Annotated in this window: 16 protein-coding genes; 8 read left to right on the top strand and 8 right to left on the bottom strand. The window is 73.1% G+C overall.

All coding sequences use genetic code 11. The features are described 5' to 3' along the window. Positions 1 to 6: 6 nt before the first annotated feature. A complete protein-coding gene (locus QRN89_RS03710) occupies positions 7 to 3,309 on the bottom strand; it encodes a non-ribosomal peptide synthetase (RefSeq protein ID WP_290347902.1) in 3,303 nt (1,100 codons plus the stop codon). Positions 3,310 to 3,414: 105 nt separating this feature from the next. Then, entirely contained in the window at positions 3,415 to 5,265 is a 1,851-nt protein-coding gene (locus QRN89_RS03705; protein ID WP_290347901.1) for an AfsR/SARP family transcriptional regulator, read from the bottom strand. 199 nt (positions 5,266 to 5,464) lie between these two features. On the opposite strand from QRN89_RS03705, the gene QRN89_RS03700 reads away from it, so the two are divergent. Next, entirely contained in the window at positions 5,465 to 5,662 is a 198-nt protein-coding gene (locus tag QRN89_RS03700) for a hypothetical protein (RefSeq protein ID WP_290347900.1), read from the top strand. Positions 5,663 to 5,686: 24 nt separating this feature from the next. Here the strand turns inward: QRN89_RS03700 and QRN89_RS03695 are convergent, their stop codons facing one another. From QRN89_RS03695 to QRN89_RS03685, 3 genes are all read right to left on the bottom strand, one after another. Next, positions 5,687 to 8,728, bottom strand: a complete 3,042-nt coding sequence (locus QRN89_RS03695) for an AfsR/SARP family transcriptional regulator (RefSeq protein ID WP_290347899.1) — start codon at positions 8,726 to 8,728, stop codon at positions 5,687 to 5,689. 155 nt (positions 8,729 to 8,883) lie between these two features. Then, positions 8,884 to 9,336, bottom strand: coding sequence for a MarR family winged helix-turn-helix transcriptional regulator (locus QRN89_RS03690; protein WP_290347898.1), 453 nt, complete (start codon positions 9,334 to 9,336; stop codon positions 8,884 to 8,886). A gap of 480 nt (positions 9,337 to 9,816) precedes the next feature. Continuing rightward, positions 9,817 to 9,990 carry a CsbD family protein gene (locus tag QRN89_RS03685; RefSeq protein WP_290347897.1) on the bottom strand — a complete coding sequence of 58 codons (174 nt, stop codon included), beginning with the start codon at positions 9,988 to 9,990 and terminating at the stop codon, positions 9,817 to 9,819. A 165-nt stretch (positions 9,991 to 10,155) separates the two neighbouring features. On the opposite strand from QRN89_RS03685, the gene QRN89_RS03680 reads away from it, so the two are divergent. Beyond that, positions 10,156 to 10,326, top strand: coding sequence for a hydrophobic protein (locus QRN89_RS03680; protein ID WP_290347896.1), 171 nt, complete (start codon positions 10,156 to 10,158; stop codon positions 10,324 to 10,326). A 129-nt stretch (positions 10,327 to 10,455) separates the two neighbouring features. Here the strand turns inward: QRN89_RS03680 and QRN89_RS03675 are convergent, their stop codons facing one another. After that, entirely contained in the window at positions 10,456 to 11,241 is a 786-nt protein-coding gene (locus QRN89_RS03675; protein ID WP_290347895.1) for a LysR substrate-binding domain-containing protein, read from the bottom strand. A 57-nt stretch (positions 11,242 to 11,298) separates the two neighbouring features. Between QRN89_RS03675 and QRN89_RS03670 the strand changes: the two genes are divergently transcribed. Next, positions 11,299 to 11,700, top strand: coding sequence for a DUF5997 family protein (locus QRN89_RS03670; protein ID WP_290347894.1), 402 nt, complete (start codon positions 11,299 to 11,301; stop codon positions 11,698 to 11,700). Positions 11,701 to 12,260: 560 nt separating this feature from the next. On the opposite strand, the gene QRN89_RS03665 is transcribed toward QRN89_RS03670, so the two are convergent. Together QRN89_RS03665 and QRN89_RS03660 are read right to left on the bottom strand one after the other, a co-directional pair. Beyond that, a complete protein-coding gene (locus QRN89_RS03665; RefSeq protein ID WP_290347893.1) occupies positions 12,261 to 12,932 on the bottom strand; it encodes a DUF4232 domain-containing protein in 672 nt (223 codons plus the stop codon). Positions 12,933 to 13,448: 516 nt separating this feature from the next. Continuing rightward, positions 13,449 to 14,033: an LAETG motif-containing sortase-dependent surface protein gene (locus tag QRN89_RS03660; protein ID WP_290347892.1), complete on the bottom strand. Its 585-nt coding sequence runs from the start codon at positions 14,031 to 14,033 to the stop codon at positions 13,449 to 13,451. 187 nt (positions 14,034 to 14,220) lie between these two features. Between QRN89_RS03660 and QRN89_RS03655 the strand changes: the two genes are divergently transcribed. The 5 genes from QRN89_RS03655 (at position 14,221) to QRN89_RS03635 (ending at position 20,385) form a co-directional block, all read left to right on the top strand. Then, entirely contained in the window at positions 14,221 to 15,180 is a 960-nt protein-coding gene (locus QRN89_RS03655; protein ID WP_290347891.1) for a LysR family transcriptional regulator, read from the top strand. Positions 15,181 to 15,278: 98 nt separating this feature from the next. Then, entirely contained in the window at positions 15,279 to 15,797 is a 519-nt protein-coding gene (locus QRN89_RS03650) for a formate dehydrogenase subunit gamma (RefSeq protein ID WP_290347890.1), read from the top strand. Beyond that, positions 15,794 to 17,350 (top strand): formate dehydrogenase beta subunit, encoded by a 1,557-nt coding sequence (locus tag QRN89_RS03645; RefSeq protein WP_290347889.1) that lies wholly within the window; start codon positions 15,794 to 15,796, stop codon positions 17,348 to 17,350. The genes QRN89_RS03650 and QRN89_RS03645 overlap by 4 nt, the downstream gene beginning before the upstream one ends. Continuing rightward, complete coding sequence (gene fdhF / locus QRN89_RS03640) at positions 17,347 to 20,157, top strand: formate dehydrogenase subunit alpha (RefSeq protein ID WP_290347888.1); 2,811 nt, start codon at positions 17,347 to 17,349, stop codon at positions 20,155 to 20,157. The genes QRN89_RS03645 and fdhF overlap by 4 nt, the downstream gene beginning before the upstream one ends. A 3-nt stretch (positions 20,158 to 20,160) precedes the next feature. Further along, positions 20,161 to 20,385 (top strand): formate dehydrogenase subunit delta, encoded by a 225-nt coding sequence (locus QRN89_RS03635; RefSeq protein WP_290347887.1) that lies wholly within the window; start codon positions 20,161 to 20,163, stop codon positions 20,383 to 20,385. Positions 20,386 to 21,838 lie beyond the last annotated feature (1,453 nt).

The raw sequence follows: 21,838 nt of genomic DNA, 5'->3' as shown, positions 1-21,838 counted from the left end.
GGTCGGTCAGACGCCGGCAGCGGCCCCGGGCAGGTCCGGCGCCCCGGCGGGGAGGTCCGCGCCGTCCTCGTCCGGGAGTGCGCCGAGGGCCTCCGCGGCGGCCAGCGCCTCCGCGCCGTGCTGCTCGTCGGCGGCGATCCGCGCGGCCAGCTCCGCCAGGAGCGGGGTGCGGAACACGGTCTTGACGGGCACCGGCACCCCCAGCAGGTCCTGGAGGAGGCCGGCCAGCCGGGTTCCGCTGAGCGAATCACCGCCCAGCTTGAAGAAGTTGTCGCCGGGGCCGACGCGGTCGAGGCCGAGGATGTCGGCCACGGCCGCGCACAGCACCAGCTCCAGTGCGTCGCCCGGCTCCGCGGCCGCGTCGGCCGCGGAGGAGTCGTCGGCGGCCTGGCGGCTTCCCGCGGTGGACGCGAGCAGCAACCGGTCCACCTTGCCGTTGCGGGTGAGCGGCAGCTCCTCCAGCACGGTCAGCGCGGAGGGGACCATGTACGCGGGCAGTTGTTCCGAGAGCCGGGCGAGGATCTGCTCGCCCGTGCCCTCCGGTCCGGTGACGACGTAGGCGTGCAGCCGCCGGACACCGTGGGCGCTGGCGGGAGCGACCACCACGGCCGCCGCGACGCGTTCGTCCTGCCGCAGCGCCGCCTCGATCTCGCCGAGCTCGATCCGGTGGCCCTGGACCTTCACCTGGAAGTCGTCCCGGCCGAGGATCTCGATGCTTCCGTCCGGGAGGTAGCGCCCCAGGTCCCCCGTCAGATAGGCCCGTTCACCGGTCTCCGGAAGCGCCACGAACCGGCTGCGGGTCAGCTCCTCGTTCTCCAGGTAGCCGAGCGCCAGTCCGACGTCGCTGGCCACGGCCATCTCGCCGACCACTCCCATCGGGCGCTCGTGGGCGGAGCCGTCCACGACGTAGTACCGCTGGTTGGTGATGGGCTTGCCGTACGGGATGCTGGTCCAGGCCGGGTCGACCTCGCCGATCGGCTGGAACAGCGACCAGCAGATCGTCTCCGTCGGTCCGCCCGAGCCCACCACCTCGATACGGGGGCACTGGGCGCGCAACCGGTCCGGAAGCGTCAGCGGGATCCAGTCACCGGAGAGCACCGAGAGGCGCAGCGACTCCAGCGGCCGTCCGCCGCCGCGCCGCTCGCGCACCTCCGCCTCGCCGACGAGGAGTTCCATCAGCACCGGCACGGAGTTCCACAGCGTGACGCGCTCCGCCGACACCAGGTCGGCCCACACGTCGGGCTCGGCGTGCTCGAACGGTGGCGGGACCACGACCGTGCCCCCCTGCGTGAGCACGCCGAACACGTCGTAGATCGACGCGTCGAAGTGCAGCCCGGAGACGGCCAGCAGCCGGTCGTCCGCGGCGACCCCGAACCGCCGGGCCACGTCACGGATCAGGTTGACGACACCGATGTGGTCGACCATGACGCCCTTGGGCTCGCCCGTCGAACCCGAGGTGAAGATCGTGTACGCCATGTCGGCCGGGGTCTGCGCGGTCCCGGGCTGTGCGGCGTCGCCGAGTTCGAAGTCCTCGTCCACGCGGTAGCGGTGGACGTTCGCCGGCCAGCCGGTCCGCGACTCGAGCCGGGACTGGGTGAGCACCTTGTCCACCCCGGCGTGGGCCAGGAGCCTGCGCAGCCGCTCGGGCGGCAGGGAGGCGTCGAGCGGCAGGTACGCCGCCCCGGAGGCCAGGATCCCGTAGACCGCGGCGTACTGCTCCCAGCCCTTCTCCATCACGACGGCGACGAGCTCGCCCGGCTTCGCGCCGTGCTGCCGCAGCCGGTGGCCGATCCGCCAGGCGTAGGCGGCGAGTTCCGCGTACGTGAGACGGCGCCGGGTGTCCACGACGGCCTCGGCGTCCGGTGTGCGGGCGGCCTGCTCGGCGAACAGCTCGTGCAGCGTGGTGTACGGAATCTGCCCCGCCGTGTCGTTGACCCGGCGGCGCAGCTCGCGCTCGGCCGGGGGGATCAGGTCGAAGCGCGGGCTGTGCAGGCTCTCCGGGTCCTCCACCAGGCGCCGGACGAGGGAGACGTACGCCCCGAACGCGGCCCCGGTGAACCCCGGCGCGAAGGCGCCGTCGACGTAGTCCCAGATGATCCGCAGTTCACCGTCGAGTTCGCGCAGCTGGACGTCGAGGGACACCTGGGGGGTCTGCGAGATCGAGTAGACCTCGTGCCCCAGGTCGGTGACCGGTCGCCGGGCCGGGTAGTCCAGCAGGCTGGTGACGACCACCGGCATGCCGGCCTGCGCGCCGGCACCGTGCAGCCGGGTCAGTTCGCGCAGCACCCGGACACCGTTGAACGCACCGTGCTCCATGTCCCGGCGGAGCTGGTCGCGCAGGGCGTGCGTCCGGTCGAGGAACGTCGCGCCCGAACCGTCCGCGGCGAGCAGCACGGCGTTGGTGAAGTCACCCAGCACCGACCCGATGTCCTCGTGCACCCGGGGGCGTTCGAAGACCGGGTAGTTCAGGGTGAAGTCGGTCTCCTCCGCCCAGCAGCGGACCACCTCGGCGAACGCGGCGGTGAGCAGCACCGACGGGGTCACCTCCGCCCGGCGCGCCAGCTCCCTGAAACGCTCCCAGTCCGCGGGCGGCAGCCGGTGCTCGTGCCGGGCGAAGCGGACCTCGGTCCCCCCGCCCCCGCCCTTCGGCAGCGTGGGCGCCGGCGGGAGCTGCGGCACCCGCTCCAGCCAGTAGTCACGGGCCGATCGGAACGCCTCCGTGCCGGGCATGACGTCGGCCCGCCAGCGCGCGTACTCGGCGAACGTGAGACCGGGCTCGGGCAGTTCGGAGCCGGGGTCCTCGTACAGGTCGATCAGGTCGGGGAAGAGCACCTGGAAGGCGCTGGAGGCGTCCAGCACCTGCAGATCGATGCCCAGATGGACCCGGCCCCGGTTCCCCTCGCCCGGCAGCAGCACGAACCTCAGGTCGAACAGCGGCCAGCTGCCCACCGGGAACACCCGGTGGCTCATCTCCTCACGCAGGCCGGCGAGCCGCTGCTCGGCGTCGTCGGGGGAGAGCCCTCGCAGGTCCAGCACCGGCGTGTCGTACGGGGGAGGGTCCGCGAGCACGTGCTGCGTGCCGTCGGAGGCACCGACGGCACGCAGCATGTCGTGCCGGGCGACGACGCGGCGCCAGGCGGCGGCGAACCGTTCCGGATCCAGGTCCTCGCGCTCCCATTCGAAGTAGCCGTAGCAGCCGATGCTGCCCAGCTCGACACCCTCTCCGCGCCCGATCATCAGCGCCTGCTGGGTCTCGGTCATGGGGAACGGGGCGGCGCTGTCGGCGGGGCCGTGCAAGAGCTCGGTCATGGTCCAACTCCACTCGCGATAAAGGGAATCCATCGGGCCGGGACTGCGGGGGCGTCGCTGCTCCGCCGGGCGGAGCGAGGGTAGGGGGCGCCGGTTAGCCACCGGTTACGCCCCACGGAACCGTCCTGCCGGCTCGCCCTGTGCCCGGCCGTCCGGTACGGAGAGGGCGAAGAGCCGCACCAGCGGGTGGAACACGTAGCAGGGCCGGCCCCACTCGTCGGCGCCGCTCACCTCCAGCAGCGCCTCGTCCGCCATGGCCTCCAGCAGCAGCTCGGCGTCCCCCTCGGGCAGTCCCAGCAGCTCGGCGGCCTGCACCGCGGGGAACGGCTCCGGGCCCAGGCCGCCCAGGACCGGGAACGCCCGGCGGGCATCCGGTCGCAGGGCCCGCCACGAGGCGAGCAGCGCACCCTGGACGTCCAGGTCGCCCGAGTGGAGTTCCCGCAGCCGGGTGCCGGGGTCCGCCAGCCGCCGGGCGAACCGGTCCGGCGCGTAGTGCGGCCGGGCCGCTATCCGCGTGCCCGCGATCCGCAGGGCCAGCGGCAGCCCGGCGCAGTGCTCCACGATCACCGCCGCCGCGCCGGGGGCGGCGGCGATCCGGTCCGGCCCCGCCGCCGCGGCCAGCACCTGGAGCGCCGGTCCGTCCTCCAGCGGATCGAGGGCGACGGTGTGCGCCCCGGCCACGGTCGGCAGCGCGGTGCGTCCCGTGACCAGGACGGCCGGCTCCGGCGTGTTGGGGAGCAGCGGCCCGAGCTGCGCCGCGCTCGCGGCGTTGTCCAGCAGGATGAGGAGCCGCCTGCCGCCGGTGCGCTCCCGGTAGAGCCGGACGAGTTCGTCGGTGTCCTCGGCAGTCCCGGAGCCGACGGCGAGCCCCAGCGCCCGCAGCAGATGCAGCAGCACCCCTCCGGCCGGCCGCGCCGTGCCGTCCGGAGCGCGCAGGTCGGCGTACAGCTGCCCGTCGGGGAAGTGCCGCTTGCAGCGGTGCGCCGCGTGCACGGCGAGTGCGGTCTTGCCGACGCCGGCCATCCCCGTCACCAGCACCCTGCGGGGCCGGTCGGCAGCGGCGGTGTCCGGGGCGAGGGCACGGGACAGCAGTCCCAGTTCGCGCTCGCGGCCCGTGAAGTCCACCGTGTCCGGGGGCAGGGTGGCCGGTACGCCATGCGAGTCCGGGTCGGCCTGGCGGCGCCCGGTGTGCTCCGGCTTCGCCCCGGTCCGCTGCGCATGCCGCACGAGCGAGCCGTCCAGCAGCGCCCGGTACGTTGCCTGCAGCTCCTCGCCCGGGTCGACGCCGAGTTCCTCCGCCAGCACCGCGCGGCCGTGGTGGTACAGATGGATCGCGTCGGCCTGCCGCCCGCAGCGGCACAGCGCGGTCATCAGCTGGCAGCGGATGCGTTCCCTCAGGGGGAACTCCGCGACGAGACCGGTGAGTTCGACGGTGATCTCCTCGTGCCGGCCGAGCGCCAGGTCGGCGGCGATCCGGTGCTCCAGGGTGACGGCGCGCGCCTCGGTCAGGCAGGTGGCCTCGGCGGCCGCGAGATGGTCCGTGGTGTTCGCGAGCGGCGGGCCGTTCCAGCGCGCGAGGGCGCTCCGGAGAAGATCTCCCGCCTTTTCGTGATCGTGTGCGGAGAGCGCTTCCCGGCCCTCGCGGCCGAGTTCCTGGAATTCGATGAGATCGAGTGAGGAATTGCCTATGGCCATGGCATACCCAGGTGGCCTGCGGTCGATGAGTATGTCGTCGCCCAGGATTTTCCGCAGCCTCGACACATAGGTGTACAGCTGGGCGCTCGCGGTGGCGGGCGGCGCCCAGCCCCAGAGCAGCCGGCTCAGCCGGTCGTCGGACACGACCTCCTCGCGGGCCAGCAGCAGCGCTGCCAGCACGGTGTGCAGCTTGGTGCCCGACAGCGGCACTCTGCTCCCGTGCCGGCGGACCTCGACCGGCCCGAGCACTCGGAATTCCATGGGCAGCCCCGTTCGTGATTCACGCGAAGAATCTCCGGACGACGCTAGAGGGGGGCGTTATTTTCTCGATATCGTGTCGGTTTCACGGGGGTCCCGGCGCGCGAAATCGGTGGGACAAAGGATCGAAAGGAGGCGTCCCTACTGTCCGTTCGTACCGCAGCAAGCGGCAATGACGGTCCACCGATGAGGGGGAATCGCAATGCGCAGCACTCGGACGGCGAAGCGGGCGACGATGGCCGGTCTGTTCGTACTGGCAGGGCTCATCACGGGCGCGGGCGCCGGACTGGGCTCCACCGCGCACTCCACGACGGTCACGAACGCCGACGACATGCCCTGGGGCGTGGTCAGGCCCCTGGGGCCGGCCGCGGCGTCCGACGACGACATGCCCTGGGGCTGACGCTCCGAACCCTCCGGGAGCGGCTCAGTCGGACCGTTCCGCCAGGAGCAGCCGCAACGCCTGGGGCGTGAAGCACCGTTCCGTCCCGGGGCCCGCGGCCGCACCCGCCCCGCCCGGCCCGCCGCGCAGTGCGGCGAGCAGTCTCAGCACCCTTTCCCGCCAGGGCTGGGCTCCGACTTCGCCGAGCGCGGCATGGGCCCGCTCGAACCTCTCCGCCGCCGCCGCGTGCCGGCCGCCGAGCGCCTCCACACAGCCGAGGTCGGTCTCCACGCGTGCGTACAGGAAACGGTCGGACAGCTCCTCAGTGATCTCCAGGGCCTGCCTCAGCGTGCTTTCGGCCGCCGGGAGCAGGCCCTGGCTCCACTGCGTCTCGCCGAGTCCGCGCAGTGCGTGGGCCTCGCCGACCCGGTCGCCCTCCTTGCGGGACAACTGCAGCACCTCGTTGAAGGACTGGGCCGCGTCGTCCAGTTCCCCCGCGCACAGGCGCACCTCCGCGAGCCGGTAGAGGCTCTGCGTCTCCGCGCGCACGGAACCGGACCGCCGGCTGAGCGATACCGCCTCCACGGCCAGCGGGAGCGCCTCCTCCACCTGACCCCGGTCCAGCTCGATCTGCGCCAGATAGCCGAGCAGATGGGCCTGGTTGCGGGTGTCGCGCACCGCGGAGAAGCCTTCCAGCGCCGCCCGGCAGAACTCCAGCGCCCGGTCCCAGTCGCCCTGGAGCCGGGCGCACATCGCCAGGTTCCGCTGGGCGAGCGCAGCCCCGTGGACGTCCTCGCTGCCCCGCAGAAGTCGCAGAGCGGCCATGTTCCAGCCCTCGGCCTGCTCGTAGCGCCGCTGGTAGATGGCGAGCGAACCCAGCAGGCGCAGCATGGTGGCCTCGCCCACGCGGTCGCCGACGCGCCGGGCGGACGACAGGGCCGCGTCGGCGCACCGCTGCCAGTCCTCCAGGTAGTTGCGCGTCTCGAAGTGGGGCACGGCGCTCTCGGTCAGGGCCCACGCGTACCGCGCCCGGCCCGACTCGGCCGCGTGCGCCACCACGTCGGCGACCGCGGCCCGCTCGGAGTCGAACCAGTCCAGCGGCGCGGACAGCAGCTCGTCCGTGGCGCCGGGCAGGAAGGCCGGAGCCGGCTGCGCCGGACGGCCCACCGGGAAGTCCCGGCCGTCCAGCCGCCGATGAGCCTCCTCCGCGAGCCACAGCCAGGCGCCGAACGCGCGCTCCAGTGCGGCGTCGCACTCCTCCTCCGTCTCGTCGGCCTCGGCACGCTCACGGGCGAAGAGCTGGAGCAGGTCCTGGAACCGGTACCGGGCGGGCCTGCCCGGTACCGGTTCCACGGCCTCCAGCAACTGGGCGTCGACGAGCTGGTCGAGCAGTTCCTCGGCGCGCCACAGACTCGTGTCCACCGTGGCGGCCGCGGCCCACGCCGCGAAGTCCGGGGTGCGCAGCAGGCCGAGCCTGCGGTACATCCGGGCCGCCTCCGGAGCCAGGTCCCGGTAGGTGAGCCGGAAGCCGGCCCGGACCCCGCCCTCCTCCGGGCTCAGCTCGTCCAGCCGCCGCCGCTGGTCGCGCAGCCTCTCGACCAGCCCGCGCACCGTCAGCCCGGGCTTGCTCGCCAGCCGTGCCCCGGCGATGCGCAGCGCCAGGGGCAGGCAGTCGCACAGCGCGCTCAGCTGTTCGAGTCCCACCGGGTCACTGCCGAAGCGGTCGGCGCCGGCGATCTTGGTGAGCAGGGTGGTCGCCTCCGCGGGCGGGAGTACGCGCAATCTGATCCGCAGTGCCGTGTAGTCACCGGTCACGTCGTCCAGGGCCTCGCGCCCGGTGGCCAGGACGACACTGCGGCCGCCGCCCGGGAGCAGCGGTCTCAACTGGGCGAAGCACCGCACGTTGTCGAGGAGGATCAGCATCCGCCGGGTGCTGAGGAGGCTGCGGAAGAGGGCAGCGCGCTCGTCGGCCTCCTCCGGGATCTGCGGGGCGGGAGTCCCCAGCGCCCTGAGGAAGCGGTCGAGCACCGCGGCGGGGGAGACCGGGGGGTTCTCCTCGTCGTAGCCGCGCAGGTCGGCGAAGAGCTGACCGTCGGGGAAGCGGTCCGCCGCCTGGCTCGCCCAGTGGACGGCCAGCGCCGTCTTGCCCACCCCGCCCACCCCGGCGATGGTCGCCAGGACGGGTGCGTGCGGCTGGTACGGCTCCTTCAGCAGCCGGTCGAGGGCGGCCAGCTCCTGCTGTCTGCCCGTGAACCGCATGACGTCCGCCGGAAGTTGGGCGGGGACCGTCTGCACGGTGACCGAGGCGGACGGAGCCGCGGCGGGCGGGCGCGACAGCTCGGGGGAGTCGTGCAGGATCAGATCGTGCAACTGCTGCAGGGCGGGCCCCGGTTCGATGCCCAGCTCGTCGTTGAGCAGCCTGCGGCCCAGCCGGAAGACCTCCAGCGCCTCGGCGCGCTGCCCCGAACGGTAGAGCGCCAGCATCAGATGCTCGCGGGACTGCTCCCGTAACGGGTGGCGTGCGACCAGCTCGCCGAGCTCCCCGGTCAGCACCCGGTGCCGCCCCAGGCCCAGCATGAGCCCGGCGCGCTCCTCGATCAGATCGAGCCGCAGCTGTTCCAGCCTGGCGGCCTCGGCTTCGATCCGGTCGCCCGAGAGTTTGTCGAGAGCGGTTCCCCGCCACTTGCTGAGGGCCTCCTCCAGCAGGACGCAGGCCTCCTCGGCGCGACCGTGCCGTGCGGCTTCCCGACCGCGCTCGGCCAGCTGGAGGAACTCCACGACGTCGATGCGGTGTTCGCCGCGGGCCAGCACGTACCCGGGGGAGGAGGTGAGCAGGAGCTCGCTCTCACCCGCTTCCTTGAAGGTCTTGCGCAGGGTCGCCACGCAGATGGCGATCTGGTTGCGGGCGGTCGCCGGGGGATCTTCCGGCCAGACGGCGTCCACCAGGGTGTCGACCGACACGATCCGGTCCGCGGAGAGCAGCAGCATCGCGAGGACGGTGGACTGGCGTCTGCCCTTGATCCGGACCGGCACCCCGTCTGCCTGAACCAGCAGGGGGCCGAGCATTCTGAAGACGAGCTGGTTCAAGAGGTCCCCCCGACGTGACCCACATTCAGGCCGTTGACCGCGCAACATGCACGTTGCGCGATATCAGACACCAACCGCTGTGCGGCCAGGTCGATTTCCAGTCGTACGCGAGCCCTCGCGACCCCGCGGTACGGCCGGCGCGTCCGTCCGTGCGCTCAGGAACGCGCCTGCGGGCCGACGGCGCACAGCGCCCGCGAGAGTTCCCCCAGTATTTCGGTGATCCTGCGGAATTCATCCTCACCACCCAGCTCGCCGCACAGCCTTCGGGCCAGTTCGGCCAGACCCGGGTCGATGCCGGCCAGCACCGCCTTGCCCGCGTCCGTGGTCTCGAGCAGCTTGGCACGCCGGTGGGCGGGGTTGTCGCGGTAGGCCGCCAGCCCCTGGTCCACGAGCAGATCGGCGATGCGCTGCACGCTCTGCCGGGTGATGCCCAGGAGGCGGGCCGCACCGGAGACGGACTGCGGACCGGCGCCGATCGTGTCGAGCACCTGCCACTGGGCCGCGCTCAGTCCGGCCGCCAGCGTCAGCCCGTTGAGCAGGGCCGTGAATCTGCCATTGAGATGGAGAACCGCGAGTGCGGAACGGCTGAGCGCATCGGCGGAGTTCAAGCCACATCGAGTGTCCTCACCGGATGTCGCCACACGCAAAACGGCCCCCCTCCGCCGGAAGTCGACACACAGTGCGCCCGTCGGTCCGTGGCCCGCGATGGTTCCGGCCACCTGCTGCCGCACCGTACAGGCGGCCGAACGTGGTGTCCATGATGTGTTCGATTACCGGAATCTGAAGCACCGGTTATGGGTACGTCACGACCGCGGTTGCCGTGTGTCCGGAACGCGGCGATGGATTCCCGCCAATGTCGCTGTTCGTGGGCGGCGCGCAGACGCCCACCATGACCGCCGTGGCTGCTCCGAGGGCATTTCCCGGCCCACGACCGCGGGGAGCCGAACCGTACGGCGAGGACCCGCAGGCGCGCCCCGCAACGCATTCATCGGTATTCCGCACCGACGGTCGGCCGGTGATCCGTGCGGAAATGGGCCGGCCCGGTACCCGCGGTGCGGATACCGGGCCCGGTGCCCGAAAGTTCGACGTCAGCGGTGAAAGGCGTCCTTGGTCTTTTCCTTCGCCTCGCGCATGTCGCCCTTGGACTGTTCGGCGCGTCCCTCGGCGGTCATCCGCTCGTTGCCGACGGCACGCCCCACCGTCTCCTTCACCTTGCCCTTGGCCTGCTCGATCTTGGCTCGGGTCTTCTCGTCGGCTGCCATGACTCCCACTTCCCAGTAGTCGACAACAGGTGTATCGCGTCGACTAACCGGAGTCCACGTCGTCAAACCCCCCGCACCCAAGGGAAATGACGCCGGGAGCAATCGGCAGGCCGCGTGTGTGAATGCGCGGGGCCGGGGCAACCGTGGCTTCGGAGGTTGATAAACATGGTCCCGTTGCTGCTGGTTCTCATACTCGCCGTCCTGCTTTTCGGCGCCGGATTCGCCCTCGAAGCGCTCTGGTGGATCGCCGCCGTCGTCCTCGTCGTCTGGCTGCTCGGCTTCGTCGTCCGGCCGGCCGCGCCGGGTGGCGGCCGCGGACGCTGGTACCGCTGGTAGGGCGGATACCGCCGCCGAGCGACCGATCGCGGGTGCCCCGGGAGAATCTCCCGGGGCACCCGCGTTTCCCTGTCCGGCCGCAGCCCGCCCGGACCCGTGGATCAGGAGCGATGGCGATCCGCGCGTGGATCAGGACCGGCGGCGTGGCTTGCCGGGCCGGGCGCCCTTGCGCCCGGCGGAGGCGCCGCCGCCGCGGCCCGTGGCAGCACCGCGTCGCCCGCCGGCCGCGGACTTGCCGCCCGCCTCGCGCGCCGGGCGGCCGGAGCGACGGGGCTTGTCCTTCGGCTGCTCGGCGGGGGAGGGACGCCGTCCCCGTGTGCTGTTGACGGTCCTGCCGCGGACGATCCCGATGAAGTCGTCCACCAGGTCGGTGGTCCGGTCCTCGGGCCAGGACAGGGCGACGCTCGACTGCGGGGCGTCGGCGACCGGGCGGTACGTGAGGTCCCTGCGGTGGTGCAGCCGGGCGAGGGACTGGGGGACGACCAGCACACCCACGCCCGCGGCCACGAGCTCGATCGCGTCCGCCGTCGTGGCGGGTCGCTCGACCGCGGGACGTCCGGGGAGCTCCTGCCACTCGAGGGGGTCGTCCAGCGGGTGGAACACGACGTCCTCGGCCAGGTCCTCCAGGGAGACCTCGTCGACGGCCGCGACGGCATGGTCCTTCGGCACGACGACCACCGTCGTCTCCGTGTACAGCGGGATGGCACTGAAGACGGCGCGGTCGACAGGCAGCCGCACCACTCCCGCGTCGGCACCCCCGTCGTTCATCAGCCCCGGCGCCTCGGCGGCCGTCACCGGGACGAGCTCCAGCGGCACGTCGGGCAGCCGCTCCTGCCAGATCCGCACCCATTTGCCGGGGGTCACGCCGGGTACATAGGCGAGCCTGAACGAGGGGGGAGCTTCGGAGCCTGTCACCGCACCAGGTTATCGGGCGTGGTCGGAGCTCGTGCACACGCTCGATATCCTTGACCCATGACGTCGCACCACGGCACCCAGACGATGAAGCCCGCCACGGCGGCGAAGAAGCTGGGTGTGTACCTCGAAGCCACCCCTGCGGAGTTCCGGGAGGGCGTCGTCTCGCGCGACGAGCTCAACGCACTCCAGACCGACCCGCCCGAGTGGCTCAGCGAACTGCGGCGCAACGGCCCGCACCCCCGTCCCGTCGTCGCGGCGAAGCTGGGCGTCTCCATCTCCGGCCTGGCCCGTGGCGGTGTCACGGAGGCCCTGACCACGGAGCAGATCGAAGCGCTGAAGCAGGAGAGCCCCGAGTGGCTGCAGCGGGAGCGCGCGACCCAGGCCGAGGTGCGCAAGGAGGCCGTGCGCCTGAAGGAGAAGCGCGCCGAGAAGGCAGAGAAGGGCGAGCAGACCGGGTAGGGCGAGCAGGCCGGGTAGGGCGAGCAGGCCGGGTAGGGCGAGCAGGCCGGGTAGGGCGAAGGCCGCTGACCGCCGGCTGAGCGGGGCGTCCCGCCCGGCCGTCCCCGCCGGGCGGGAGCCGTTCGCTCGGGTGTCACTGGCCGGGGGCGTGTGCGCTCGCGGAGTCCCCGGCGCGGGGACGTGTGCGCTCACCGTGTCCCCGGAGCGCGAGGACCGCGGACGTCGTGTCCAGGCACGGGGGCCCGTGCGCTCGCGGGATCCCCGACGTGAGGGGTACGGGGACGGGGCCCCGTCGTCCCCCGACCTGGGCGCTCCGCGCGCTCGTCGGGCGCGTGGCCTGGCCGCTCCGCGCACCCGCTGCTCGGGTCAGAGCGACCTGCGCACGTTGCTGTATCCCCGGTCCAGGCGACCTGCGCATGTGCCGTGCCCCCGGTCCGGGCGCCTGCGTACGCGCTGTGTCCCAGGCGGGGCGAGCCGCGCACGGCCCCCGGCGCGGGCGCTCTGCGCTCGTGCCGCGCCCTCGGCGCGTGCGCGCCGCGCGCCCGTCGTGTCCCTCCGCCTCAGTCCGTGACCTTCTGCCATGCCGTGGTGCCGAGCAGGCCCGTCTCGCCGATGTCGAGGCCGCCTTCCGGCTCCACGGTCTGCCGTCCCGCACCGGCGCTCGGTCCGATCTCCACGTAGACCCCGCTGCCCCGCAGCGTCGACGTGTCGACGGCGGAGTAGCGCCAGACGAACACGCTGCGTGCCGATTCCCCGGGGCGCAGCGCGACCGGGTGCGGGCCGGGGTCGTCGAGCTGTGTGATCGGTCCCGCGCCCTTGAGCACCGTGACGTCCATGGGCCGCCGCTGGACATCGCGTACCCGGACGTCCGGATAGCCGTTGAGGCGCCGTTCGCCCGTGCCGCAGTGGGTGAGTGTCACGGGCATGGCGCGCAGGCCCATGGTGGCGGTCACCATGCCGGTCGACACCCGGACGCCCGCCGCCGGGCAGTTCGCCGCGGCCGGCTGTGGCTGTCCCGGGGATCCCTGCGCACCGGACGACGGCCGGGAACCAGGCGGCACGGAAACCGGGGGTTCGGAGCGGTCGGACGCCGGTGGACCGGGGCGCGCGTCCACTCCGGTCCGTGCGGGATCCGCCTCGCGGTCCAGCTCCGCCGACAGTCCGCACCCGGTGGCCAGCACCGCGGCCGACGCCGCGAGGACCACGGCACGTCGCACGCTCGAGACGGTCATGCCCGCGATCATGGCACGCCCCTCCGCCCGGCGGTGGCGGGTCTTCCGCACCCGTCTGCCGGGACCTCGCGGGCCGAGCCCAAGCGACCGCCGACCGCCCGTTCCCGCCGTGCTCCAGCGGAACCCGTTCCCACCCGGTCCCTTCTCGACGAGTTCAACGTCCGGTTCGGCCGGTTCGTCCGGCCGGTTCCGGGAGGTCCCTGCCGACCTGTCCGCCGCATCGCGCCGGCCCGGCCGGTCCGTTCCGACCCGTCCTCCGCAACACACCGGTTCCACCGCCGACTTCGCGGCGCGGACCACCCAGGAACGCGAACAGTCCGCCGGAGGGCGTCCGTTCGCGTGCTCCCGCCATGCGCCCGACGCGCAGGTGTCCCCACGCCTCCCGCGTGGACGGCGGAGAGCCACGGCGCGGCCCGTGAGCGGGCCAGGTCCCCCCGCGGACGCACCGGCGCACGACCGTGCCCCGCCGCCCGAGCGGGCCGCGGGGCACGGAAGGGACCTTGTGCCGGGCGCGGGTCAGCCGCGGTCGGCGCGGCGCCTGCGGGTCACCACGAGGATGCCGGCACCGGCCGCCACCGCGGCGGCCGCGGCGCCCGCGATCACGGGCGTGGCGCTGGAGCCGCCGGTCTCCGCCAGGGGAGGCGTGCTCGGCTCCGGCGACGGCGGAGCCTCGGAGCCGGGCGGCTCCGTGCTCGGGGTGTCCGAGGGCTCCGGCTCCTCCGGGGTCTCCGAGGGCTTCGGGGTCTCGCAGACGGGCGCGGTCTTGGTCTCGTCGTGCGAGAACCGGTCGCCGTCGCCGGCCTTGACCACGAGCCGCACCTGGACCTCGGCCTTGTGCTCGGGCAGCTGCAGCGTCTTGCTGAACTCGCGCCCGAACGCCTCGGTGGGCAGCAGGTCCTTGCCGTCGACGGTGACGGACACCGTGTTGGTGACGTTGGGGCTGTATGCCTTGAGGTCGACCGTGACCTCGGAGCAGGTCACCGTCCAGACGGGCGTGTGGGCCGACGCCGGAGCGGCGCTCAGGCCCACTCCGACGAGCCCGAAGGCAGCGCCCGCTACAAGCGCGCCCGAGCGCTTCCACGCACGGGTGGGTGCATTCATCAATCCTCCATGGAGGTCCGAACACCTGGTCTGATGGCAGCGCACAGTACTCCTCCCGCGAACCACGGTTCACTCCGCCCCCGATGACGACTCGGTGCCCATCGCCCCGGCGGGCACGGGCCGTTCGCGCCGGGCTCCGTCCGTCGCGGGACTGCTGCGCCCGCCGGGGAACGGGTAGGGTCCAGCCGTGCTGCTCAGGCAACTGGAGTACCTGATCGCGCTGGCACGCGAGCGCCATTTCGCGCGGGCCGCCGCAGCCTGCCATGTCTCCCAGCCCTCGCTGTCCGCCGGCATCCGCACGCTCGAGCGGGATCTCAAGGTCATGATCGTGCGCCGGGGCCGGCGCTTCGAGGGCTTCACCCCCGAGGGGGAGCGGGTGGTGATGTGGGCCCGCCGGATCCTCGCCGAGCGCGACGCGCTCTGGGACGACCTCGCGGCCAGGGGCGGGGGACTCACCGGAGTGCTGCGCGTCGGAGCGATCCCCACCGCCCTCACCGCCGCCCAGTCGCTGACCACCCCGTTCTTCGACCGCCACCCGAAGGTACGGATATCGCTCGAATCGGTCTCCTCGCGGCAGATGGTGCACCGGCTGGCCGAGTTCGACCTCGACGTCGGGCTGAGCTACGTGGACGGCGAACCGCTCGGCAACGTCCGTACCGTCCCGCTGTACCGGGAGCGCTATCTGCTGCTGACCCCGCGGGACGGTGAACTCGCCACCCGCACCAGGGCGACCTGGGAGGAGGTGGCGGGACTGCCGCTGTGCCTCCTCTCCCCGCAGATGCAGAACCGCCGGATCCTGGACCGCAACTTCGCCGACGCCGGGGTGCGGGCGGACGCGTCGATGGAGACCGACACCGTGTCCGCCCTGTACGCCCACCTGGCGACCCGCCGTTGGTCGAGTGTGATCGCCCACGCCTGGCTGGGGCTCTTCGGCGTGCCCGAGGGGATGCGTCTGGTGCCCATGGAGCGCCCCGCCCGCAACCATTCCGTGGGTCTGGTCCTCGCCGACCGTGACCCGGGGCTCAGCCTCGTGCGCGCGCTCGTCGACGTGGCCCACCGGGTGGACCTGGAGGGCGAACTGGACGCGGTGCTGCGCCGGCACCTGGTGCCGCGCACCGCCGCCGACCGGCCCGTGCGCCCCCGTTGATAGTCCGCGCCTAACAGCCCATAGCGAAGAACGCTTGGACGCGCCCGCGAATCCGCACGACAGTGCCCTTATCTGTCGTTCGGTGGAAGGGGCTGGTCATGGCCGTACTGCCCGGGCCGTCGGTGGGGCCACCGACGGAGCCGTCACCGGAGGGGGCGCTGGAGGACCGGGTGCGGGCGATCGTCGCCGGGCACCGCGGTGAGCGTGGCGCCCTGCTGCCCGTGCTCCACTCCGTCAAGGAGGAACTGGGATACGTCGATCCGGCCGTGATCCCCGTCCTGGCCGCCGAACTGAACCTGTCGCGGGCCGACGTGCACGGCGTGGTCACCTTCTACGAGGACTTCCGCGAGACGCCGCCCGGCCGGCGGACCGTGCGGATCTGCCGGGCGGAGGCGTGCCAGGCGGTGGGCGCCGCGGCCCTGGCCGACCGTGCGCGGCGCCGGCTCCGAGTCTCCTTCGGCGAGACGACCACCGACGGCGAGGTCACCCTCGACCAGGTCTTCTGCCTCGGCAACTGCGCCTTGGGACCGGCCGTGGAGGTCGACGGCCGGCTGCACGGCCGGGTCACCATCGAGCGGCTGGACGCCTTCCTGACGGTCGAGGGGGCGGACGCATGAGCGTTCCCGTGACCGTCCACGTGCCCCGCGACTCGGCCGCCCGCTCGGTCGGCGCGGACGAGGTCGCCGACCGGATCTCCGCCGCGGCGGCCAAGGTCGGTCGGCCCGTCCGCGTCGTCCGCAACGGCTCGCGCGGAATGCTGTGGCTGGAGCCCCTGGTCGAGGTGACGACCCCGGCCGGGCGGGTCGCGTACGGCCCGGTGACGCCCGCCGACGTCGAGGGCCTGCTGGACGCCGGCCTGCTCGACGGGGCCGCCCACCCGCTGTGCCGGGGCCTCACCGAGGACATCGGCTGGCTCCGGGACCAGACCCGGGTCACCTTCGCCCGGGTCGGTGTCGTCGACCCGCTCTCGGCCGAGGACCACCTCGCACACGGCGGGCTGGCCGGACTGCGGCGCGCCCTGGAGCTCACTCCCGAGGAGATCGTCGCCGAGGTCACCGAGTCCGGGCTGCGCGGCCGTGGCGGCGCGGGCTTTCCGGCCGGGGTGAAGTGGAAGACGGTCCGGGAGGCCGGTGCGGGGCTGAAGTTCGTGTGCTGCAACGCCGACGAGGGCGACAGCGGCACGTTCGCGGACCGCATGCTGATGGAGGGCGACCCGTTCACCCTCATCGAGGGCATGACGATCGCCGCCCGGGCCGTCGGCGCCCGCGAGGGCTACGTCTACGTGCGGTCGGAGTACCCGGACGCGGTGGCGACCCTGCGCACGGCGATCGCCACCGCCCGCGAGCACGGCTGGCTCGGGGAGGGCGTCCTCGGCTCGGACCTCGACTTCGACCTCTTCGTACGGGTCGGGGCGGGGGCGTACATCTGCGGCGAGGAGACGTCCATGCTGGAGAGCCTGGAGGGCAAACGCGGCACGGTCCGGGCCAAACCGCCGATCCCGGCGCTGGAGGGACTCTTCGGCAGGCCGACCGTCGTCAACAACGTCCTCACCCTCGGCTCCGTGCCGATGATCCTCGCCGACGGAGCCAAGTCCTTCGCGGACCTCGGCACCGGCCGCTCCCGTGGCACCCAGGTCTTCCAGCTCGGCGGGAACGTGGCCCGCGGCGGCATCGTCGAGACCGCCTTCGGCGTCACCCTCGGCGAACTCGTCGAGGGATACGGCGGCGGAACCCGCTCGGGACGGCCGGTGCGTGCCGTGCAGGTGGGCGGCCCGCTCGGGGCGTACCTGCCCACCTCCCGCTTCGGACTGCCCATGGACTACGAGGCGTTCGCGGCCGCCGGCGCGATGGTCGGACACGGCGGCGTCGTCGTCTTCGACGACACGGTGGACATGGCCGGGCAGGCCCGGTTCGCCATGGAGTTCTGCGCCGCGGAGTCCTGCGGCAAGTGCACACCGTGCCGGATCGGGGCGGTGCGCGGCACCGAGGTCATCGACAGGATCGTGGCGGGGGAGAACCGGCGGGCCAACCTCGTGCTCCTGAACGACCTCTGCGACCTGATGGCCGAGGGCTCGCTCTGCGCGATGGGCGGGCTCACCCCCATGCCGGTGAGGAGCGCCCTGGAGCACTTCCCCGGCGACTTCGGAGCGACGAAGGAGACGCGTCGATGACCCTGATCAAGGAGCCCGACCACGGCACCCCGGCACGGGCCGGCGAGGCGACCGTGGCCGTCGAGATCGACGGTACGGAAGTGCTGGTCCCCGAGGGCACGTCGGTGATGCGCGCCGCCTCCGAGGCCGGGATCGACATCCCCAGGCTCTGCGCCACCGACAGCCTCGAACCCTTCGGGTCCTGCCGCCTCTGCCTGGTCGACATCGACGGCCGCAAGGGCACGCCCGCCTCCTGCACCACGCCCGTCGCCCCCGGTATGAAGGTGCGCACCCAGACCCCGGAACTCGCCGGACTGCGGCGCGGCGTCATGGAGCTGTACATCTCCGACCACCCGCTGGACTGCCTGACCTGCCCGGCCAACGGGGACTGCGAACTGCAGGACATGGCCGGGGTCGTCGGGCTGCGCGAGGTCCGCTACGGCTTCGACGGGGAGAACCACCTCGACGAGCCCACCGACAGCTCCAACCCCTACTTCGACTTCGACGCGAGCAAGTGCATCTCCTGCTCCCGCTGCGTCCGGGCCTGCGGCGAGGTGCAGGGGACCTTCGCCCTCACCATCGAGGGCCGCGGCTTCGCCTCCAAGGTCGCGGCCGGCGCAGGCGGCAGCTTCATGGAGTCCGACTGCGTCTCCTGCGGCGCCTGCGTCCAGGCCTGCCCCACCGCCACCCTCCAGGAGCGCTCGGTGGTGGAGCTCGGCATGCCGACCCGCAGCGTCGTCACCACGTGCGCGTACTGCGGTGTCGGCTGCTCCTTCAAGGCCGAACTCCGCGGCGACGAGGTCGTGCGGATGGTGCCGTACAAGGACGGCGGGGCCAACGAGGGCCACTCCTGCGTCAAGGGCCGGTTCGCGTTCGGCTACGCCTCGCACCCCGACCGGCAGCTGAAGCCCATGCTGCGCGAGCGGATCACCGACCCCTGGCGCGAGGTGGGGTGGGAGGAGGCCATCGGTTATGTGGCGCGGCGGATGCTGGACATCCAGGCCCGGCACGGAGCCGGGGCGATCGGCGGCATCACCTCGTCCCGCTGCACCAACGAGGAGGTGTACGCGGTCCAGAAGATGGTCCGCGCGGCCTTCGGCAACAACAACGTCGACACCTGCGCCCGGGTCTGCCACTCGCCGACCGGCTACGGACTGAAGCAGACCTACGGCACCTCGGCCGGCACCCAGGACTTCAAGTCCGTCGCCAGGGCGGACGTCATCCTCGTCATCGGCGCCAACCCCACCGACGGCCACCCCGTCTTCGCCTCCCGCATGAAGCGCAGGCTGCGCCAGGGCGCCCGGCTCATCGTGGCCGACCCGCGCCGCATCGACCTCGTGCGCTCCCCGCACGTCGAGGCCGCGCACCACCTCCAGCTCGCGCCCGGCACCAATGTGGCGCTGGTCAACGCCCTCGCCCACGTCGTGGTCACCGAAGGGCTGGTGGACCGCGCCTTCGTCGCGGAGCGCTGCGAGGACTTCGAGGCGTGGGAGCGGTTCATCGCCCGGCCCGAGCACAGCCCCGAGGCGGTCGCCGGGATCACCGGCGTCCCGGCCGAGGAACTGCGCGCGGCCGCCCGGCTCTACGCCGGCGCGCCCAACGCGGCCATCTACTACGGCCTCGGCGTCACCGAGCACAGCCAGGGCTCGACCATGGTGATGGGCATGGCGAATCTCGCCATGGCCACCGGCAACATCGGCCGCGAGGGCGTCGGCGTGAACCCGCTGCGCGGGCAGAACAACGTCCAGGGCTCGTGCGACATGGGCTCGTTCCCCCACGAACTCCCCGGCTACCGGCATGTGTCGGACGACGCGGTGCGCTCCGTCTTCGAGACGCTGTGGGGGAGGACCCTGCAGTCGGAGCCGGGGCTGCGCATCCCCAACATGTTCGACTCCGCCGTCGACGGCACGTTCCGGGCGCTGTTCGTGCACGGCGAGGACATCGCCCAGTCCGACCCCAACACCCGGCACGTGACGGCCGCGCTCTCGGCGATGGACCTCGTCGTCGTGCAGGACCTCTTCCTCAACGAGACCTCGAAGTTCGCCCACGTGTTCCTGCCCGGGACGTCGTTCCTGGAGAAGGACGGCACCTTCACCAACGCCGAACGCCGGATCAACCGGGTGCGGCCGGTGATGGCCCCGAGGACGGGCAAGCACGAGTGGCAGATCGTCTGCGAGATCGCCCAGGCGATGGGCTACCCGATGAAGTGGGACGACGCCTCGCAGATCATGGACGAGATCGCGATGACCACGCCGACCTTCGCCGGGGTGTCGTTCGGGAAGCTCGACCGGGTCGGCAGTGTGCAGTGGCCGTGCAACGACACGGCCCCCGAGGGCACGCCCATCATGCACGTGGACGGATTCGTGCGCGGCAGGGGCCGGTTCGTCGAGACCGTCTACGTACCGACCGAGGAGCGCAGCACCCGCAAGTTCCCGCTGATCCTCACCACCGGCCGCATCCTGTCCCAGTACAACGTCGGCGCCCAGACCCGCCGTACCGGCAATGTGGCCTGGCACCCGGAGGACGTGCTGGAACTGCATCCGCACGACGCCGAGGTGCGCGGCATCCGCGACGGCGACACCGTGGCACTGGCCAGCCGGGTCGGCGAGACCAGCCTGCGGGCGCGGATCGACGACCGGATGCCGGTCGGGGTGGTGTACACGACGTTCCACCATCCCGCGACCGGTGCCAACGTCGTGACGACCGAGCACTCGGACTGGGCGACCAACTGCCCCGAGTACAAGGTGACGGCGGTCCAGGTCACCCTGAAGCGGCCCCCGGCAGCGGAACCGGCCGCCGCGCGGTCCGTCGCCGCCGGGGAGCGGTGAGCCATGGCCCTTCAGCCCGTCGCCGCCCACGTACGGCTGGCCAACGACATCGCGGCGCAGTTCCGCCACCGGGACCCCGCCGAGGCGGCCGGGGAGATCGCCGCGCACATCCGGGCGTTCTGGGATCCCCGGATGCGCGCCCGGCTCATCGAGGACGCGGAGACCGGCCATGACGGTCTGGACCCTCTGACGGTGTCCGCGGCGGCCCTGCTGGCGCCGGGGCGCTGACCCCCCGGCCGTCCGGTGCGGCGGGCGGCCGGGGCCGCCGCCCGGGGCGGACGGTGCGTCCGCCCCGGGCACGCCGAGGCCGTCCTCACGCTCCCGCGGTTGGTTCGCCCTGGGCACACCGTCGCGGTCCGCGTGCTCCCGCGGTGGTGCACGCCGGGCACGCCGAGGTCGTCCTCACGCTCCCGCGTGTGACCCCGTACGACCTGTCCACACGGGTCGGGTCCGCGGCCGCGCCAGGCAGCCCGGCGGCCGGCTCCGCTGCGCGGTCGGGGGTCCGCGCCGGACGACCCGGCGCCGGGTCGTCCGTGCCGCGCGCACCCTGGGGCCCGGAGGGCATCGAGGTCGCGGACACGGTCGCGGTGCTCGCGCACCGCCGCCCCGGGAAGCCGCCGACGCCCGCGGCCCCGGGCGTGCGCGTTGCTTCCCTCCGCACGGGCGTCCTCTCCTGGTCGCCGCGGCTCGGGGCGCCCGCGGTGTTTCCCTCCGCTCGGGCACCTTCTCTTGGTCGCCGCGGCTCGGGGCGCCCGCGGTGTTTCCCTCCGCTCGGGCACCTTCTCTTGGTCGCCGCGGCTCGGGGCGCCCGCGGTGTTTCCCTCCGCTCGGGCACCTTCTCTTGGTCGCCGCGGCTCGGGGCGTGCGCGTTGTTTCCCTCCGCTCGGGCACCTTCTCTTGGTCGCCGCGGCTCGGGGGGCGCGCGGTGTTTCCCTCCGCACGGGCGTCCTCTCCTGGTCGCCGCGGCTCGGGGGCACGCGTTGTTTCCCTCGTCCGCCAGGGCGTCCTCCCTTGGCCGCTGACGGCCTCCTCGACCGCCTGTGCGCCACCACCCGCGGGATCGCCGTGGGAGGACGAGGGCAGGGGCGTCGCGCAACCGAGCCTGAGGGACGGCCCGGCTGGGGACGGCCGGGCCGGGTGTGCCCGGACCGACCGGTGGGGCGAGGCCCGCGGGTCGTCTCGCCGCCCGTGTTCTCGGCGGCGGGGGCCGCGGTGCATCCGCCACCCGTCAGCACGCAGGCCCGGCGCGGGCCGCCGGCCGGACGTACCGGCCGCGAGCGGAGCGTACGGGCCGGCCGCGCCTGGGCGCCGGCAGCACCGGCGGCGGGCTCCGGCCCCGAGCCCTGGGGGTGAACCGAGACCGCGACGCACCGCGCTCGCCGTGACGGCGAGGTCGCCGAGGGTGAGGTGCACGGCCCGACGCCGACAGGAGCACCGGAGCGAACTTCCGAATTGCCCCGATTGGCTTATGTCGTCACCCTTGTACTGGCAGGGCGGGAGCGCATCCGCATGGGAACCTGGCAGGCGCTGGCTGCGAGGTTGCCCGGGGCGCGACGCCGGAGCAGGCGTACGGGCCGACGGCGCTCGGCCACGCGGGGAGTACGGATCATGGACCAGCCGAACCGCCGGACGTGGCGATCACGTATGCCGCCGGCCATGGCCGCGACGACACGGCCCCGTC

The sequence above is a fragment of the Streptomyces sp. HUAS CB01 genome (assembly GCF_030406905.1).
GTDB classification, from domain to species: Bacteria; Actinomycetota; Actinomycetes; order Streptomycetales; family Streptomycetaceae; genus Streptomyces; species Streptomyces chengbuensis.
Note: the sequence above shows the minus strand (reverse complement) of the source record. Positions and strands in the feature narration are given on the sequence as shown.